17 protein-coding genes and 1 tRNA gene are annotated in these 16,512 nt (G+C 39.3%); 11 read left to right on the top strand and 7 right to left on the bottom strand.

Annotation, left to right across the window (positions count from 1 at the left end; genetic code table 11):
• Positions 1-54 precede the first annotated feature (54 nt).
• The 6 genes from EBF12_RS06385 to hisC form a co-directional block, all read right to left on the bottom strand.
• A tRNA-Leu gene (locus tag EBF12_RS06385) sits at positions 55-139 on the bottom strand.
• Positions 140-248: 109 nt separating this feature from the next.
• Positions 249-2,147 (bottom strand): 1-deoxy-D-xylulose-5-phosphate synthase, encoded by a 1,899-nt coding sequence (dxs, locus tag EBF12_RS06380; protein WP_121726913.1) that lies wholly within the window; start codon positions 2,145-2,147, stop codon positions 249-251.
• A gap of 25 nt (positions 2,148-2,172) precedes the next feature.
• Positions 2,173-3,015, bottom strand: coding sequence for a flagellar assembly protein FliH (fliH, locus tag EBF12_RS06375; protein ID WP_121726912.1), 843 nt, complete (start codon positions 3,013-3,015; stop codon positions 2,173-2,175).
• The gene (fliG, locus tag EBF12_RS06370; RefSeq protein WP_121726911.1) at positions 3,002-4,033 is read right to left on the bottom strand and encodes a flagellar motor switch protein FliG; all 1,032 of its coding nucleotides are present in this window, start codon (positions 4,031-4,033) and stop codon (positions 3,002-3,004) included. Before fliG ends, fliH begins: the two co-directional genes overlap by 14 nt.
• A 30-nt stretch (positions 4,034-4,063) precedes the next feature.
• Complete coding sequence (gene fliF / locus EBF12_RS06365) at positions 4,064-5,773, bottom strand: flagellar basal-body MS-ring/collar protein FliF (protein ID WP_121726910.1); 1,710 nt, start codon at positions 5,771-5,773, stop codon at positions 4,064-4,066.
• A gap of 8 nt (positions 5,774-5,781) precedes the next feature.
• Entirely contained in the window at positions 5,782-6,915 is a 1,134-nt protein-coding gene (gene hisC / locus EBF12_RS06360) for a histidinol-phosphate transaminase (RefSeq protein WP_121726909.1), read from the bottom strand.
• Positions 6,916-7,185: 270 nt separating this feature from the next.
• On the opposite strand from hisC, the gene EBF12_RS06355 reads away from it, so the two are divergent.
• The 10 genes from EBF12_RS06355 to EBF12_RS06315 all read left to right on the top strand — a co-directional run bounded on the left by EBF12_RS06355 (position 7,186) and on the right by EBF12_RS06315 (position 14,176).
• Complete coding sequence (locus tag EBF12_RS06355; RefSeq protein ID WP_121726908.1) at positions 7,186-8,613, top strand: phosphomannomutase/phosphoglucomutase; 1,428 nt, start codon at positions 7,186-7,188, stop codon at positions 8,611-8,613.
• 9 nt (positions 8,614-8,622) lie between these two features.
• Complete coding sequence (gene pyrC / locus EBF12_RS06350; protein WP_121726907.1) at positions 8,623-9,663, top strand: dihydroorotase; 1,041 nt, start codon at positions 8,623-8,625, stop codon at positions 9,661-9,663.
• Positions 9,648-10,115, top strand: a complete 468-nt coding sequence (locus tag EBF12_RS11860; RefSeq protein ID WP_244196423.1) for a glycosyltransferase — start codon at positions 9,648-9,650, stop codon at positions 10,113-10,115. The genes pyrC and EBF12_RS11860 overlap by 16 nt, the downstream gene beginning before the upstream one ends.
• A gap of 5 nt (positions 10,116-10,120) precedes the next feature.
• A complete protein-coding gene (locus EBF12_RS11855; RefSeq protein ID WP_244196422.1) occupies positions 10,121-10,339 on the top strand; it encodes a hypothetical protein in 219 nt (72 codons plus the stop codon).
• Positions 10,258-10,578 (top strand): glycosyltransferase family protein, encoded by a 321-nt coding sequence (locus EBF12_RS11850; protein WP_244196421.1) that lies wholly within the window; start codon positions 10,258-10,260, stop codon positions 10,576-10,578. The genes EBF12_RS11855 and EBF12_RS11850 overlap by 82 nt, the downstream gene beginning before the upstream one ends.
• Before the next feature lie 22 nt (positions 10,579-10,600).
• Entirely contained in the window at positions 10,601-11,071 is a 471-nt protein-coding gene (locus tag EBF12_RS06340; protein WP_121726906.1) for a hypothetical protein, read from the top strand.
• Between the two features lie 13 nt (positions 11,072-11,084).
• Positions 11,085-11,552, top strand: coding sequence for a class I SAM-dependent methyltransferase (locus tag EBF12_RS06335; RefSeq protein ID WP_341865592.1), 468 nt, complete (start codon positions 11,085-11,087; stop codon positions 11,550-11,552).
• A 62-nt stretch (positions 11,553-11,614) separates the two neighbouring features.
• Positions 11,615-12,076 (top strand): glycosyltransferase family protein, encoded by a 462-nt coding sequence (locus tag EBF12_RS11095; protein WP_157979064.1) that lies wholly within the window; start codon positions 11,615-11,617, stop codon positions 12,074-12,076.
• Positions 12,066-13,187, top strand: coding sequence for a glycosyltransferase family 4 protein (locus EBF12_RS06320; protein WP_244196419.1), 1,122 nt, complete (start codon positions 12,066-12,068; stop codon positions 13,185-13,187). Before EBF12_RS11095 ends, EBF12_RS06320 begins: the two co-directional genes overlap by 11 nt.
• Positions 13,139-14,176 (top strand): glycosyltransferase family 2 protein, encoded by a 1,038-nt coding sequence (locus tag EBF12_RS06315; RefSeq protein ID WP_121726903.1) that lies wholly within the window; start codon positions 13,139-13,141, stop codon positions 14,174-14,176. The genes EBF12_RS06320 and EBF12_RS06315 overlap by 49 nt, the downstream gene beginning before the upstream one ends.
• A gap of 2 nt (positions 14,177-14,178) precedes the next feature.
• On the opposite strand, the gene EBF12_RS06310 is transcribed toward EBF12_RS06315, so the two are convergent.
• Positions 14,179-15,774, bottom strand: a complete 1,596-nt coding sequence (locus tag EBF12_RS06310) for a sulfatase-like hydrolase/transferase (RefSeq protein ID WP_121726902.1) — start codon at positions 15,772-15,774, stop codon at positions 14,179-14,181.
• A 116-nt stretch (positions 15,775-15,890) separates the two neighbouring features.
• On the opposite strand from EBF12_RS06310, the gene EBF12_RS11845 reads away from it, so the two are divergent.
• Positions 15,891-16,512: glycosyltransferase family 2 protein (locus tag EBF12_RS11845; RefSeq protein ID WP_425269265.1), on the top strand; the 622-nt coding region annotated here is incomplete at its 3' end.

The following is a 16,512-nucleotide window of genomic DNA, read 5'->3' as shown; positions in this document are numbered from 1 at the left end:
AACCGAGACTTAAAATGACATATAAACAAAAGATTTGGGAAAATAAAAAAGAAGTGGTGCGGGAAAGAGGACTTGAACCTCCACGCCTTGCGGCGCCAGATCCTAAGTCTGGTGCGTCTGCCAATTTCGCCATTCCCGCACAATGTTTCTAAACCAAAGCCACTTAAGGACAATGCCTAAAAACAAGGCGGAGATTTTACTTGATTATTCTTTAAACTTTTATAAAACAAGCCCATAATTGCCTAAAACTACACGCATATCCACTGCTTAATAGAATCTGTGATGCTTTGCGTATCTAGCTTGAAAGCAGATTCTACAACGCCACTATTGCCGTGGGGAATAAAGCTATCTTGTATCTCAAAGCTTTTGAAGGCTACATCAAGTAGATTGCACTCCGCCATAAACTCAAGCAAGGCACTCCCCACACCGCCCATAGCATAACTATCACTCAAAACACAAATATGCGTATGCGACACACAAAGCTCTCTTAGTTTATCTTTATCCAATGGCTTTACAAAACGCAAATCAAGCAAACTTGGATTAAGCCCCTCTTTGAGCAAAGCCTCCCGCACATAATACGCCCTGCCCACACCATTACCATAACCTATAAGTAGAATCTTCTCTCCTTGAATGAGTAATTCCGCCTTGCCTAGCTCAAACTTATCCGCCTTAAAAATTCCATCTTCTAGCACAAATTTTGAACGCGGATAGCGAAACGCACAAGGAGCATTATCACAATGATAGGCAAAATCTAGTGCTTGTTGTAAGCTTGCATTATCACGCGGGGCAAAAAGCACAAAGTTGGGAATAGAGCGTAAATATGCAATATCAAATAAGCCCTGATGTGTCTCGCCATCTTCACCCACAATCCCTGCCCTATCAATACAAAATCGCACAGGAAGTCCCAAGATTCCAACATCGTGGATAAGCTGATCATACGCTCGCTGCAAAAAGGTAGAATAAATCGCCACAAATGGCTTATAGCCCTCTTTTGCCATTGCTGCCATTGAGGTTACTCCGTGAGCCTCACAAATAGCCACATCCCAAAATCTCTGCGGATATTTTGCAATCAACCTATCCATTCCCGTCCCACTTGGCATAGCTGCAGTAATCCCCACAACCCTTTCATCATCACAATAAGATTCTAAAGCCTTTGAGAATACAGCCGTTGGGGCAATATGTGCGGACTTTTTAATCACAGAACCCGTGCTTATATCAAAAGGACCAACGCCGTGCCACTGCTCAAAATGCCCCTCAGCAATCTCATATCCTTTGCCTTTGAGTGTTTGAGCGTGGATAATCACGGGCTTTTTCATCTCTTTTGCCCTTTGTAATGTGGTGATGATAAGCTCAATATTATGCCCATCAATGGGACCTACATAGTCAAGACCCAATTCCTCAAACAAAATTCCGGGCGTGATGAGCTTAAAAGATTCTTCAAATCTTTTAGCCAAATAAGTTGCTGAATCTGGCATTTTTTGTAACACCTTTTTGATCGTGTGGCGTGTCTTTTGATACAACGGAGTAGTAAGAATCTGCGAAAGATAATTGCTAATTGCCCCTATGGGTTTGGCAATACTCATCTCATTATCATTTAAAATAATCACCATCGGATACTTTCTATCTCCTAATTCATTGAGTGCTTCATACACAAGCCCCGCACTCATTGAGCCATCACCTATCATAATCACAGGCATACACTCATTATGTTGCAATGCCCTAGCCTTAGCCGCACCCACACCTAAGGAGATAGAAGTAGAGCTATGCCCAGCAATAAAATAATCACTCGCAGATTCCTTAGGATGACAAAAACCGCTTATGCCCCCATACTGCCGCAAAGTTGCAAACTCCCTAAAACGACCGGTAAGAATCTTATGTGCATAAGCTTGATGAGATACATCAAAAATAAATGGGTGCTTTGCTACATCAAAGACAGTGTGCATACCTATGATTAAATCCACTGCACCAAGCGTGGAGCTTAAATGTCCGCCATTAGTGCTAACCACTTCTAAGATTCTTTTGCGAATGCAAGTTGCCACATCTTGTAGCTCAGCTAAAGACATTGTGCGTAATGTATCAAACACACCCTCTTTATCCAAGCAGACACTTGGCACTTTCTCATTTGGCACACTTGCTACTTTTTCCATTTCTTTACCTTAACCCATTTTGCCACTAATCACGCATATTTTCTAGCACAGATTGCTTCAAATTCTTATAACGCGACATAATCGTGCCATCAATATTTCCACTATCACTCACAATCACCACACCACCCAAAGACACCGCACTATCGGCTAGAATCTCTACTTTTGTATTCTCACTGAACTGCTCTTTTAAGAAAAGATAATCACTTGGATTGACTTTAATCTTAATATTTGTCGCATCCATAATTGAGTTAAGCAGCTCCTTAGTCAAACCTAATGCGATTTTTTGAGAGTTTTCACTCACTTCGCTTAAAATCACCTCTTTTGCAATATCCACAGAAATCGCACTTAGCTCCTTTTCTAAATCTTCCAAATGCTTTTGGCTCTGTTTCAAGGCAGATTCTAGTGTGATAATAGAATCGACAAGCGATTTTTTCTGCGTATTTATCTCGGCAAATAGCTCATCTTTTGCCTTAGTTTCAGCCTCTCTAAAGCCGTCCTTGTAGCCTTCTTCTCTAGCACTTGCCACCCTTTGCTCACTTTCTACTTGTAGCTTTTCAAACTGAATCTGTAGCTTTGCTAGAGATCCTGAAAGCTCATCTGTCTTTTGCAATAGCCGCTCTACTAGCTCTTGCTCTAAAGTAGCAATTTTTTGCATTGTAGATTCTGTATCTTGAGATTCTATGGCATTTGGTGCTTGAGTTAGGACATTGTCATTTTGGCTTGTTTCATTACTTGCTTCGTTTCTTGGCTCTATAATTTTTCCAGATTCTAACATCTCACTTGTAATGCTCTTAAACTCATATTTTTTAATATTATGATTTTTAAGCTCCTCTTGCCCAATAATATTTTCTTGACTAAGCAATGACATCGTCTTGCTCTCCTAGTTGGATTAAGCCTTGTTCTGATAGGGTTTGCACCACTTCTACAACCTTTCTTTGTGCAGATTCCACATCACGCACTTTTACCGCACCAAGGAATTGCATCTCTTCCATAAACTGCTCGCTTGCCCTTTGAGACATATTGCCCATAAATTTTTGCTTGAGTTCATCAGGAGCAGATTTAAGAGCAAGTGTAAGATCCTTTTTATCAGCAATTTTAAGAATCTCCCTAATGGCATTATTATCAAGTTTAGAAATGTCTTCAAAAGTAAACATCATCTCTTTAATCTCAATGGCTAACTGCTCATCAATCTGTTCAATATGTGCAATTGTAGCTTTGGCAGCCTTTTGTCCAAGGCGGTTAAAGATTTCAGCCACAGAGCGTGTGCCACCCACTTCTACCTTGTAGCTTGTCAAAGATTCTAGCTTATTCTCAAGCACCGCAGAGACGCGTTTAACGACACTTGGGGAAATATCCCCAAGGTTTGCCATACGAATAGCCACTTCCGCACGCAAATCATCAGAGAAATAGCCTAAGGTTTCAGCCGCACCACTTGCGTCCATATGAGCGAGAATCAAAGCGATAGTTTGAGGGTGTTCGTTGATGATAAAGTCTGCAAGTTGTTGCGGGCGGATTTTTGAAAGATAGGCAAAATTCTTTTGAGATTGCATTGTTTTAGCAAGTTTATCCAAAATCACCTTTGCCGCTTCAGGTCCAAGAGCTTTAATCAATAAATCACGCGCATAGTCCATACCACCGGAGTTAATGTATTGATTTGATTGAAAAATGACATAGAATTCTTCTAGCACCGCTGCACCGATAGTCTTATCCATGCCGCTAAGTTGAGCGATTTGCTTACTAACTTCCGTAATTGCATCAATATCAAGGTGGTGAAAAATCTCTGAAGTAATCTCATCTCCTAGCTGGACCAGCAAAATGGCAATTTTTTCTGCCATTGAAAGCTCATCATATTGCGCTCTTTGTCTAGGACTAAGTGTAATTGCCATAGCTACTCCTTACATTTATTAATGCTTTGTCTAGTGCTTAATGCCCTCAGTTATATCAAGCTCATCTTTAATGAGCGTTTGAAACAATGCTCCAATCTCTTGAGGACGCTCGGCAATGACATTGCGCATTTTCTCAAGCAAGACTTCATACTTGATACTATCCTCATCAAAGCCCGAGCTAAGCCCGAGCTGATCTTCCACGCGTTTGCGTAGTTCGCTAAATTTATTGACATCATCTTCGCCATCATCAATTTGCATTAGAGATTCAATATTATCATCTTCCTCTTCTTGCACCTCAAGCATACGCTCGGCAAATGGTGCAACAATTTTCTTGTAGAAAATAAAGATAATAACCGCCACAATAACATACTTAAGCAATGGCATAAATGGTCCAAGGTAACGCTCCACTTTGTCGGAGAATAGCTCCCAAGAATCTTTTGGGCGATAATCAAGCAGTGTATTTCTAAATTGCATATTAATCACTTCAACCTGATCTCCCCTTGCCTCATCGTAGCCAATGGCTTTTTTCACACCCTCAAGAAACTTCTCCATATCTTCTGGCGAACGCGGCGTGTATTCTAGCCGTGGCTCTCCATCTTCTCCCACAACTTCTTTATATGTCCCATCAATCATTACAGATGCACTCACGCGTTTTAGCACCCCAAAATGCTCTTTTATATCACTCACGGTTTTATCAATCTCATTATTAATAACAACTTCGCTTTCTTTCTCCCACTCCATCATCTCATCATCTTTTAGCCCTTGCACCGGACCGATATTACTCACAACGCCGGGCACCCCACCAATTTGTGGCGGACGGAATCCTTTGCGTTCTTTTTCATATTCTCTTGTCCCACGCACCACAGGATTCTGCCCAAAGACTTCAGCCACAGACTTACGCACACTAAAATCAAAGTCCATTGTTACTTGTGCTTCTACTCCATCACCTACGCTTGGTTTTAAAAACTTTACAATCTTAGCTTCCATTGCATTTTCAGCATTTTGCTGATATTTTCTTTGAAATGCCGCTTGTTTGCCTAGGGCTGATTGCTGTGCGGCTTCATCGTCTTCGCCGAGTAATTCTCCATCTTGATTAATAATCTTTACATTCTGTGGGGTAAGTCGCTCAACTGCTGCTGCCACAAGGTGCTTAATCCCCACAACCTGTTCAATGGATAAAAACATATTATCCTGCACGGTGATTTTTACAGAAGCAGAGGGCGGATGTCCTCCTTGCACAAATAAAGATTCCTTTGGCATAGAAATATTAACAATAGCTTTTTCAATAGGCTTTAAGCTTTCAATCGTCCTTGCTAACTCGTTTTGTTTTGCCACAAGATACTTCATATCCTGTGTAAAAGGCGTCTCACCCACATTATTTTCTAATAAAATATCAAAGCCTACATTTTTGCTTGTCTTTGGCAATCCTAGTGAGCCAAGTGAGATTCTCTGCTCATAGACCTTATCCTTTGGGACTAAAATAATATTATCTTGTGGAATCTTGTAAGGAATCTTATCCTGCTGCAATCGCTGTAAAATCGCTGCAGAATCTTCAGGATTGAGATTGCTAAAAAGCACATCATAGTTTTCATACTCATTTTTTGTCTCAACCCGAAACAAAACAAGATATGTCAAAAATGCAATAATCACAACAAATGTCGCAAGGATAATAATCCGTTGTTTTTTATTGAGTTTATTTAAAACCTTGCTGATTTGTTCAAAAATGAGTTTTAAATCCACGATTGCCCCTAACTATGATTTGAGAGATGGTTATGATTCGCACCATAAGCTTTTAAAAGCTCAAAAACACGCTCATTTTGCTTCTTCGTGCCAATGGTAATACGAAACGCATTTAGCCCATAAGAAGCAAGATTGCGGATAATAAGCCCTTTTTGCAACAGCCAATCACAAAGATGTGTAGAATCTAAACCCGCACGAGATAAGGTTATAAAATTCGCATAAGAAGGGATAAAGCTAAAGCCATTCTCTCTAGCAAAAGATTCATAAGCCAACATCTCCTTGGCATTTTGCTCCACACATTGCACCACAAAATCTTGATCTTGCAAAGCAGTAATAGCAGCTTGCAAGCTTAAAGTCGTAATATTAAAAGGAGCGCGAACCTTATAAAGCATAGCAATAATTTTAGAATCTGCTATCCCATAGCCCACACGCATTCCGCCTAACCCATAGGCTTTTGAAAATGTCCCAAGATAAATGACATTCTCATACTTTGCACTAAGGCTGCTTGGAGAAAAGGCTTTAGCCTTGTCCTTATAGGTAGCAAACTCCTGATACGCCCCATCAATGATAATCAATGTATCTTTGCCAATCTTTTGTATAAAACTCTCAACCGCAGCAGAATCTAAACATTCCCCCAAAGGATTATTTGGCACACATAAAAATATCGCACTTACACGCTTTCCACGCTCCAAACTTGCACGATACAAAGATTCAAATTCTTCTAGCTTATGCTCATCACTTGGCGTTTTACAAACCTCCACATTAGCAATCTTTGCATACACTTCATACATTGCAAAAGTCGTTTTTGCCATAAGCACACAAGCGTTCTCGTGATTGAGTGCATGCATACAAAATTCTAGAATCTGATCACTCCCAGCCCCGATAATGACATTTTGAGATTTTACACTCCATTTAGATGCAAGGGCATTTTTCAATTCAAACATAGAATCATCAGGATACATAGAAGCTTTATGTGCATTTTTTTGGATAATCTCTACAACGCGTGGTGCGCTGCCATAAGGATTTTCATTGCTCCCAAGTTTGATAATCTCATCTGGCTTGATACCAAACTCACGCATAACAAGCTCTATGGGCTTCCCTGCCTCGTATGTAACAACTTGCTCTAATGTTTTTTTAAACATATTTCCTCGCAAATGTGAAGTTTAAATTGTATTCCTTTAACAAAAATCGCCTATTCTATCTTAAAACTTCTTAAGATTCTATGACTGAAGCAATATTTCTTAATGATTTGTTTCTTAACGCTTCTCTATGAAGGGTTTTGATATAAGGGTTTGTTATGTTTGAAACACACATTAATTATGACATCACTTTGAAATTTGTAACAAAGTTTTGCTACAATGGTACGCAATTTTGATTGTATAACTTTTGACATTTTTCTTACAAGGACTTGTATGCAACATATTTTTAGGGAATACGATATTCGTGGCATTTTTGAAAAGGACTTAAATCAGCAAGTTGTCTTTGGCATAGGAGCATTACTAGGAAAGCACATTCTAGATTCAGCCCCTACACCCAAAGTGCATATCGGCTATGATGCTAGGACACATTCGCCACAGCTTTTTGAATGGCTCTCTTTAGGCTTTAAAAGTGTGGGTATTGAAGTGTTTAATCTTGGGCTTGTTCCTACGCCTGTGGCATATTTTGTCGCCTTTAATACCATAGATTCTATTACCTGTCCAAACTCTGTGATGATTACAGGCTCACACAATCCCCCGCAATACAACGGCTTTAAAATCACTATCAATAAAGCTCCTTTTTACGGAGAGCAAATCCGCGCACTTGGGGCAAAACTCCCCGAAATGCTAAAAAATTTAGAATCCAAAGCCACCTTAGAATCCGCAGATTCTAAAACTTCCACACCCACCAAACTCAACGCATTAGAGCATTATATCGCTTACCTAACCAAACATTTCTCATCACTTCAAAACTTCCCCTATCCCATTGCGGTAGATTGTGGTAATGGCGTTGGTAGCGTGGGTATAGAGCAGGTTTTAAAAAATCTTAATATCAACTATACACCGCTTTTTTTCACCCCTGATGGCACTTTTCCCAATCACCACCCAGACCCGAGCGAAGAGGAGAATCTCCACGATTTAAAAGCAAAGATGAAAGAAGAAAATCTCCCCATAGGCATAGCCTTTGATGGCGATGCAGATCGTTTGGCACTGCTTACAAGCCACTATAACTACAAGGGCGATGAGCTTGCGATTTTATTTGCCAAAGATATGAAACGCCACTTCCTAAGCCCCATTGTCATAGGCGAAGTGAAATGCTCTCAAGTAATGTATGATGAAATTAATAAAATCGGTAAGGCAGTGATGTATAAAACCGGACATAGCAACCTAAAAGTTAAGCTCAAAGAGCTAAACGCTCATCTAGCAGCTGAAATGAGCGGACATCTCTTTTTTAACGATAGGTATTTTGGCTATGATGATGCTATTTATGCCTCTTTGAGAGCTTTAGAGCTATTTTTGCATTATAGTCCAAGCGAAATGGAAGCCTTTATGCACTCCTTGCCGCGTTTATACAGCACAGATGAGGAGAAGATTCACACCACTGAGGAGCAAAAATTTGCCACCATCAATGCGTTAAAATCTGCCTTGCAAACGCCACCAAGTGATTTTCCACATATAAAAGATGTTATTGATATTGATGGATTGCGTGTGATATTTGATAATGGCTGGGGCTTGATACGCGCGAGTAATACCACGCCCGTGCTTGTTACACGCTTTGAAGCGACAAGTCAAGATGATTGTGAAAACTATAGAAATCACCTTCTTGCTTTGCTCAAAAAAGTCCAAGATTCACATAAAAACTAAAGGCAAATGATGACACTCACTCTTCAAAACCCGCTTGATATGCACCTGCACTTGCGAGAAGGGGCAATGCTAGATTCTGTGTTACCTTTTACCGCCCAAGCATTTAGTGCAGCCCTTGTTATGCCAAATCTCAAAACGCCCATCACCACAACCGATCTAGCCCTTGCATACAAAAAGCAGATTCTAGAATCTGCCACAAAATCCGGCTATACAGATTTTATGCCATTTATGAGTATTTTTCTCACTCCAAGCTTAGATAAAAATGAACTACAAAAAGCTAAACTTAATGGGATTAGAATCTTAAAGCTTTATCCAAAAGGCGCGACCACAGGCAGTGAGAATGGTGTAAGCGAGATTTTAGATGATAAGACACTAGAAGTTTTTGCTTTAGCCCAAAAGCTAGGCTTTATCCTTTCAATCCACGGGGAAAGCAACGGCTTTTGTATGGATAGAGAATTTGAATTTTTGAGAGTATTTAAACACATCGCTACAAACTTCCCAGAACTCCGCATCATCATAGAGCATATGAGTGATAGACGCTCACTTGAAGTCATAGAATCTTATGAAAATCTTTACGCTACGCTGACTTTGCACCATATCAGTATGAATCTTGATGATGTGTGCGGGGGTATGCTAAACCCTCATCACTTTTGCAAACCTATGCTGAAAACTAAAAAAGACCAACAAGCCCTACTCCAAGCCGCCCTAAACGCCCACCCAAAAGTGAGCTTTGGCTCGGATTCTGCCCCGCATTTAGAATCTGCCAAGCTTAGTCCAAAAGGGGCAGCAGGGATTTTCTCCGCCCCTGTTTTGCTCCCTGCTTTAGCTCAACTCTTTGAAGAGCACAATAAGCTAGAAAATCTCCAAGCCTTTGTGAGTGATAGGGCATTTGGGATTTATGGGCTAGATTCTGCAAATATTCCACAAAAAAGTGTGAGGTTGGTAAGAGAGCCTAGCATTGTGCCAAGCAAAATTAACATTCCATTTCATAATATGGGCGATATTGTGCCGCTTTTTGCCGATAAGATTTTACAATGGAGACTAGATTAATGCAGTTTCCGCTCATCTCTATTGTCTCTGTTGTTTATAACGATGTAGCTCATATTGTGGATACAATGGATTCTGTAACTGCACAGGATTATCCTAGCATAGAATACATCATCATTGATGGGGCAAGTAGCGATGGCACGAGAGAAAAGATTATGGAATACATCGCCTCGTGTGCTGATATAGATTCTAAAGATAATGTAGATTCTAAAAAATGCGAGGAGCAAGATGGCAGAATCTACCTTGAAGCCACACATAGAGAGAAAAATCTTCATTTTAAATTCTTAAGTGAGCGTGATAGTGGAATCTATGATGCAATGAATAAGGGCATAGATCTTGCCACAGGGCAGTGGTGTAATTTTATGAATTGCGGGGATAGGTTTTATAGCAATAACACAATCCTTGAGCTTTTCACGCGATTCTTTGTAATGCACGGGGGGGGGGGCAAGGCATAGTAATTTTGCAAATTTTATTATCTATGGCGACTCCCAACTTATCTATGATGAGAGACATTCTAAGATTCTCTACGCTTCCACAAAACCACACAAATACCATCATCATTTTATCCATCAGTCCGCTTTTATCGCCACAGCCATTATGCGATCCTACCGCTATGACACAAGCTTTAAAATCGCAGGAGATACGGACTTTTTCGCCAAGGCTTACAATAATGGCGTAATCTTCTATCATATCCCGCTTGTGGTCTCAAGCTTTAGCCTACAAGGCGTAAGCTCACATCTCTCTTGGCAGATGTTTAAAGAAGACTGCCAAATAGGCTATAAATACAACCGCTTTTTCCCCATAATGCACTCGCTTAAATACCTATTTTGGATTATCCCGCGCGTATGTATCCGTGAGCTTATCCCAGCAAGATTCCGTAGCCAAGCTAGAATCCTACTAGGTAAAAAGACAAGCTAATCCCAAACTACAAGGAGTTTTTATGTATCTTAACACCCCTGCAAAAAAGCCCACGCTTAAAAGTATCTTACGCAAAGCCAAACGCAAAGTAGAAGCTATCTTTGGGCAAATAGACTTTGTCCCAAGTGGGCATTTCTACTCGCCCATTGCCAATGCCAAAGAGATAGAAGAAGGCATTGCCAATCGCTCCTATGATCCACGCGATTTAATCGGCATAGATTTAAGGCTAGAATCCCAAAAACAGCTGCTGAAAAAATTTGCTACGCTTTATGCAGAATTACCCTTTACAGAGCAGAAACAGCCGCATTTGCGTTACTATTTTGACAATCAAGCCTACTGCCACAGCGATGGAATCTGCCTATATGCGATGATACGCCACTTGCGACCAAAAAGGATTATAGAAATAGGCTCTGGCTTTAGCTCCGCGCTTATGCACGATGTAAGAGAGCTTTTCTTCACAGGTAAGAAATCTAACTGGGGGGGGGGTAAATGAAACAACTTTTCACATTACCCACATTGAGCCTTACCCCGCCATTCTCCACTCTTTGCTAAAGCAAAGCGATGTAGTTTCTCCTTTCACACGCATTTTGCCTCACCGCCTACAAGAGATAGATGAAAAGCTTTTTGGAGAGCTTGAAGCCAATGACATCTTGTTTATAGATTCTACGCACATTGCCAAAATCAACTCCGATGTCAATCAAATCATTTTTACAATTCTTCCGCGCCTAAAAAGTGGCGTATATATCCACTTTCACGATATTTTCTACCCCTTTAGCTACCCAAATGACTGGCTAAGGGACAAAAACTCATGGAATGAAGCTTATCTCTTGCGTGCATTTTTAAGCTTTAATCCTGCCTTTGCAATTGTCTTTTTCAATACTTGCCTAAATCATTTGTATAAAGATGAATTTAGTGCCGCATTGCCTCTAAGCCAGAAAAATACCGGCGGAAGCTTATGGCTTAAGAAGTTATAAGACTTCTTTTAAGTGAGAATTGCTATAATCCCATCTCATAAATTTCAAGTGTAAGAGAAAATATGCAACAAAAAAATCTCCCTGTGAGTGCTATTTATGGCGATACGATGTTTTGCTTGAGTGAAAATCACACTAAGATTCCACGCATAAAAAGCAATCCATCTTATCGTATGCCATTTTGTCATCAAAGCGTTTTTGTCAAAACGGCACTTCTCAAGCAACACCATTTTGATACAAGCTTTAAAATCTGTGCAGACAATGCCTTTTTTACGACAATCTACAATCAAGGAGAGCAATTTTGCTATATTGATATGGTTGTAAGCGTATATGATGCTTACGGACTTTCATCAAAGCCAAGTTGGCAATACTTCAAAGATGAAGTGCGGATTATATCAAGGCACAATATTTTACACCTTATACCTTTTTGCTTCAAATATCTATCTATGGTTACAAAATTTAGTATAAAATCCATCTTGCCTAGCAAGTTAAGATTAAAGATTCAAAGTGTGTATAATGCAAAGTAATACCAAACAAAAAAATGTCCTTATTGCTTCTCTTGTGCGGAAAGGAGGAGGGTTTGAACACTATACTGCTTCTATCCTAAAGCACTTTAGCCTACCCTACACTATATATCAAAGTAAATATGTGAATCCTGAGGTAAAAATCGCCCACGCCAAAGCAATGATTACTTATACAAATAGATTCACCTTTCTTGTTAATTCCCTATTCATCTTACCCTTTATTTTTTTAAAGCTTTGTGTCATAGCAAGGCGATATGATGTGCTCTACCTGCCACATTTTCATTTTTGGAATATTGCTTTTATCTTTGCTTTTAGACTTCATAATAAGCCTGTTGTGCTAACAGAACACGATGGAATTGTGCATTTAGGCGATGAGCTACCCCTACAACAATTTCTCATCAATATGTGCTTAAAATACTCTACACACATTATCTTTCTTACCCACTATGTCAAGTCCCTTGTATCCCCAAAACTTTTGAAAAACAAAACAATCTCAATCATTCCTCACGGCATTTTTGCTTTTGGTGGGCTAGATACCAAGCCCAAAAGCTATACAAACAAACCGACTTTGTTATTTTTTGGACGCGTAAGCAAATATAAAGGCATAGAGCTGCTTTTAGAAGCACTCAATGCCTTGCCTGAAGATTCTTTTCATAAACTTATTATTGCTGGAAAGAGTAGCTACACATACGATATGAGCAATCTTAAAGAATCTATTGCAAAAAAAATAGAGATTATTGACACATTTTTATCGCAAAAAGAAATTGTTAAGCTTTTTAATCACGCCCACATTCTCATTATGCCCTATATAGAGGCAAGTCAAAGCGGCGTAGCCGCTGTGGGAATTGCTAATGCTATGCCTACAATCTGCACCGATGTCGGCGGCTTAAAAGAACAATTTGTTTTAACAAATAGCAATGGGGGGGGGGGCAATGATAAACTCTGTGCCATTATCTGCCTTCCTAATGCAAATGACATTGCATTATCCATTTTACATTTGGCAAGTAATAAGACACTTTACAATACGCTTAGCTATGATCTTACCATTTTGGCAGAAAGTTTAAAATGGCACAATATTTCCACACGGATTCAGGAGGTTATTCAAACAGCCTAAGCCCAAAAATCTCCATTATTATCCCCGTCTATAATGCAGAGCGATATATCGCACGATGTTTAGAATCTTGCATCAATCAAACTTTGCGTGATATTGAGATTATTATCATTGATGATTGTGGGAGTGATGATTCTATAAAAATAGCTCAAAATTATGCGGATAGAGATAGCAGAATCCGCATAATCCATAATGAAAAGAATCTAGGCACTTTCCATACTCGTGCTAATGGCATACGCCACGCTCAAGCGGAGTTTTGTATGTTCGCTGACCCTGATGATTTTCTTACGCCTAAAGCCTGTCAAATCGCCTATGAAACAATCACTGCTCATCAAGTTGATATGGCACATTTTTCTATTGCTTATGAGCCAAAAAGCCTCAAACGCATTAAGCCCATTGTCCATAATGGCATACTCAAAGATGATAAAATGCGTCTATTTTTAAGCGGAGGCAACAATACACAAAGCCTATGCGACAAAATTTACAAAACCTCTATCCTACTTGTTTCACTTAATAAACTTGATTTTTTCACACCACCGCTAAATATGCTTGAAGATGGGCTACTTGTGCTTGTAGCAAGTATGGAATCTACAAGCTATTTTGGGCAAAAAACCTGCATTTACCATTATTGTAATAATCCAAGCTCAATTACAAAACGCAAAGACACTCATACATTTATTACCAAACAACAACACTTTGACAAACTCCTTTTTATAACACAAGAGCTTTTGCGTATCTATCCAAAGCACATCCTTCTTCTCACAAAATATCGCAATAAAGTAGCCTCCACGCTTATGATAGAAAGCAGAGATTTTACTTACAATGAACTTTATACTTCAATACAAATCTTACACAAACACGGCTTATACAAAAACTGCGACTTGCCACCTTATGTAAAATCTACGCTGCTTTCATTGCGTTATGCTTTTAGATGGCAGAATCTCATTCGCCTTCTTGGCTTTCTTGGTAGCTTTGGCAAAATGCGATTGTAGCGTTACTTTTCAGCTTTCTTTGCAAAGTTTGGTTGTTTTCCAAAATATCCAAAGGGAATACCATAGAAAAATCCATTAATAAAATCCACCCTGTCAAATAAACTTGCACCCTTAGCATAGCCAAGCTGCTCTATATCATATCCCATATACGCAAGGATAGTAGGCACAATATTAAAGTGCGAGGCATTATTAAGATTCTCATTTTGATGGTTTTTTAGCTCATCTAATGTTTTATTGCTTATAACAACAAATGGCACTTCCCCCTCTCCAAAATATGGGTTTGTGGTTGAGCAATGTGTCAGCCCATCTACATCTTTAAGATTCTGTCCGTGGTCTGAAGTATAGACAAATAACACACCTTGCTGATACTGCCTTGACAACAAAGCTTCAAAGAACATATCGCTTTGATATATGACATTTTTTAGATACATTACCTTTTCTTTACTATCTCGCGTGTAAGAATCTTGCACCTCAGCCACAATCTCTTGCGGAGCAGCATATGGAAAATGTGAGCCTTTTTTGATAATGTAAGTAAAGCTTGGTGTTTCATCATTAAGATAGGTTAAAGAATCTACAATCTCAAAATCTTGATTGATATTTGTCTTTGAGATATTGTTATGAATGAGCTTGAGTTCTTTTGCATCAAAAAAATCGTGTCCCCTCCCACCCATTTGAGCATCATAAAGATAAGTCCTATATCCAGCATTCAAAGCATAGCTCCAAATCAACGGATTCTCATAAAAGTCCTGTGCTACGCTATTGTGTCTTACTCCCTTGCGAAGCATAATATTGCTTATATGCGAACAATTTGCAGCCGAAGTGGCATTGCCATAATCAATAATATGCCAATTTTTAGGTATTCTTAAGCGTTTAAATGAAGAGTAGTCCGCTCTCACACTCTCATCAACAATCAAAACAATATGCGGAATCTTGCGAGGATTTGAAGGCATTTGTGTCGTTGTGTAGCTATAAGAAGGATGTGTAGTTAAAAGATTATCATAAATGTAAGCTAAAAAAAGAGCAGATGGACTAAGGGGACTTGGAAGCTTGTTTGTCGCTGCACCTTGTCGGTAGATGCAAACAAGCATAACAAAAACAACTAAAAGGAGTAATAATATCCCCCCCCCGCCACTTAAGATTCGCCCGATAATGTGTGATTTTGAATCTGCTCTCTTAGGCATAATCAAAAAGCCTCCCCACAACGCACACAATCGCAAAAGACTTGCCATAATCTCATCACTATACATTGCCAACGCATCAAGCACATTCGCCTTTGATTGATACAAAATCACAAAATCAATATATTCCATCACTTTTCCTGAAGCATAATAAAACACATCAGCATAAACACTTGAGATACTCACAAGCACCAAAATGATGGGCTTTAAGATTCTATTATGACTTCTTGCCACAAGCACAAGCGATACAACAAATAATCCATACACCACAAAAAGCATTATACTCTTCAATAAGAAAAAGGTTTGAATATTAATATCCACAAACTTCGCATACACACTTGGCTGGTCGCTAAAAACAAAAAGAGCAATCAAAATGACACCACAAACACCTTTTATACTTTGTTGAAAATTTTTAGACATTTTTCTCCCTTGTAACAAACTTTCATCATCGCCATTATAAAGCAGTATCTATTATTTACAGCTTAACATAAATATGCTAGAATGCCCCCATTTGCAACTATTGAAAGGCATCTGCGGTGAAACTAACTCATACTTGCATATTCTCTATTATCATTCCCACTTATAATGTAGAATCCTACATTGCTCGCTGCCTAGAATCTTGCATCAATCAAACTTTTAGCAATATTGAGATTCTAGTCGTTGATGACTGCGGGAGTGATGATTCTATAAAAATAGCTCAAAGCTATGCGGATAGAGATAGCAGAATCCGCATAATCCACAATCCTCATAATCTAGGCTTGTTTGCTGCTCGTATATCGGGGGAAAAAGAGGCTCGTGGAGCGTATATTCTCCCCTTAGATGCTGATGATTACATAAGTCCATTTACCTGTAAAACTCTCTATCGCAAAGCTTATAGCATAACCTCCGCCTTAGATTCTCTTATACTCTTTACACACAAGCGAGATAACCAAAAGAATTATAACTATGGGGGGGGGGGATATATGATGTCCCCTTTCATCTCTATCATTATCCCAACTTATAATGTAGAATCCTACATTGCTCGCTGCCTAGAATCTTGCATCAATCAAACTTTTAGCGATATTGAGATTCTAGTCGTTGATGACTGCGGGAGTGATGATTCTATAAAAATAGCTCAAAGCTATGCGGATAGAGATAGCAGAATCCGCATAATCCATA

This window comes from Helicobacter labetoulli (assembly GCF_003670275.1).
In the GTDB taxonomy this organism is placed as follows: Bacteria; Campylobacterota; Campylobacteria; order Campylobacterales; family Helicobacteraceae; genus Helicobacter_C; species Helicobacter_C labetoulli.
The sequence above is the reverse complement of the archived record's forward strand: the minus strand, read 5'-3'. Positions and strand labels throughout refer to the sequence as shown.

What these genes read in the sequence shown, in the direction of transcription:
- pyrC (WP_121726907.1), top strand. Translation starts at nt 8,623, where the DNA reads ATGACACTCACTCTTCAAAACCCGCTTGATATGCACCTGCACTTGCGA.
- EBF12_RS06355 (WP_121726908.1), top strand. Translation starts at nt 7,186, where the DNA reads ATGCAACATATTTTTAGGGAATACGATATTCGTGGCATTTTTGAAAAG.
- fliG (WP_121726911.1), bottom strand. Translation starts at nt 4,033, where the DNA reads ATGGCAATTACACTTAGTCCTAGACAAAGAGCGCAATATGATGAGCTT.
- EBF12_RS06320 (WP_244196419.1), top strand. Translation starts at nt 12,066, where the DNA reads ATGCAAAGTAATACCAAACAAAAAAATGTCCTTATTGCTTCTCTTGTG.
- hisC (WP_121726909.1), bottom strand. Translation starts at nt 6,915, where the DNA reads ATGTTTAAAAAAACATTAGAGCAAGTTGTTACATACGAGGCAGGGAAG.
- EBF12_RS06310 (WP_121726902.1), bottom strand. Translation starts at nt 15,774, where the DNA reads ATGTCTAAAAATTTTCAACAAAGTATAAAAGGTGTTTGTGGTGTCATT.
- fliH (WP_121726912.1), bottom strand. Translation starts at nt 3,015, where the DNA reads ATGTCATTGCTTAGTCAAGAAAATATTATTGGGCAAGAGGAGCTTAAA.
- EBF12_RS06315 (WP_121726903.1), top strand. Translation starts at nt 13,139, where the DNA reads ATGGCACAATATTTCCACACGGATTCAGGAGGTTATTCAAACAGCCTA.
- EBF12_RS11860 (WP_244196423.1), top strand. Translation starts at nt 9,648, where the DNA reads ATGGAGACTAGATTAATGCAGTTTCCGCTCATCTCTATTGTCTCTGTT.
- EBF12_RS11095 (WP_157979064.1), top strand. Translation starts at nt 11,615, where the DNA reads ATGCAACAAAAAAATCTCCCTGTGAGTGCTATTTATGGCGATACGATG.
- EBF12_RS11850 (WP_244196421.1), top strand. Translation starts at nt 10,258, where the DNA reads ATGCGATCCTACCGCTATGACACAAGCTTTAAAATCGCAGGAGATACG.
- EBF12_RS06340 (WP_121726906.1), top strand. Translation starts at nt 10,601, where the DNA reads ATGTATCTTAACACCCCTGCAAAAAAGCCCACGCTTAAAAGTATCTTA.
- dxs (WP_121726913.1), bottom strand. Translation starts at nt 2,147, where the DNA reads ATGGAAAAAGTAGCAAGTGTGCCAAATGAGAAAGTGCCAAGTGTCTGC.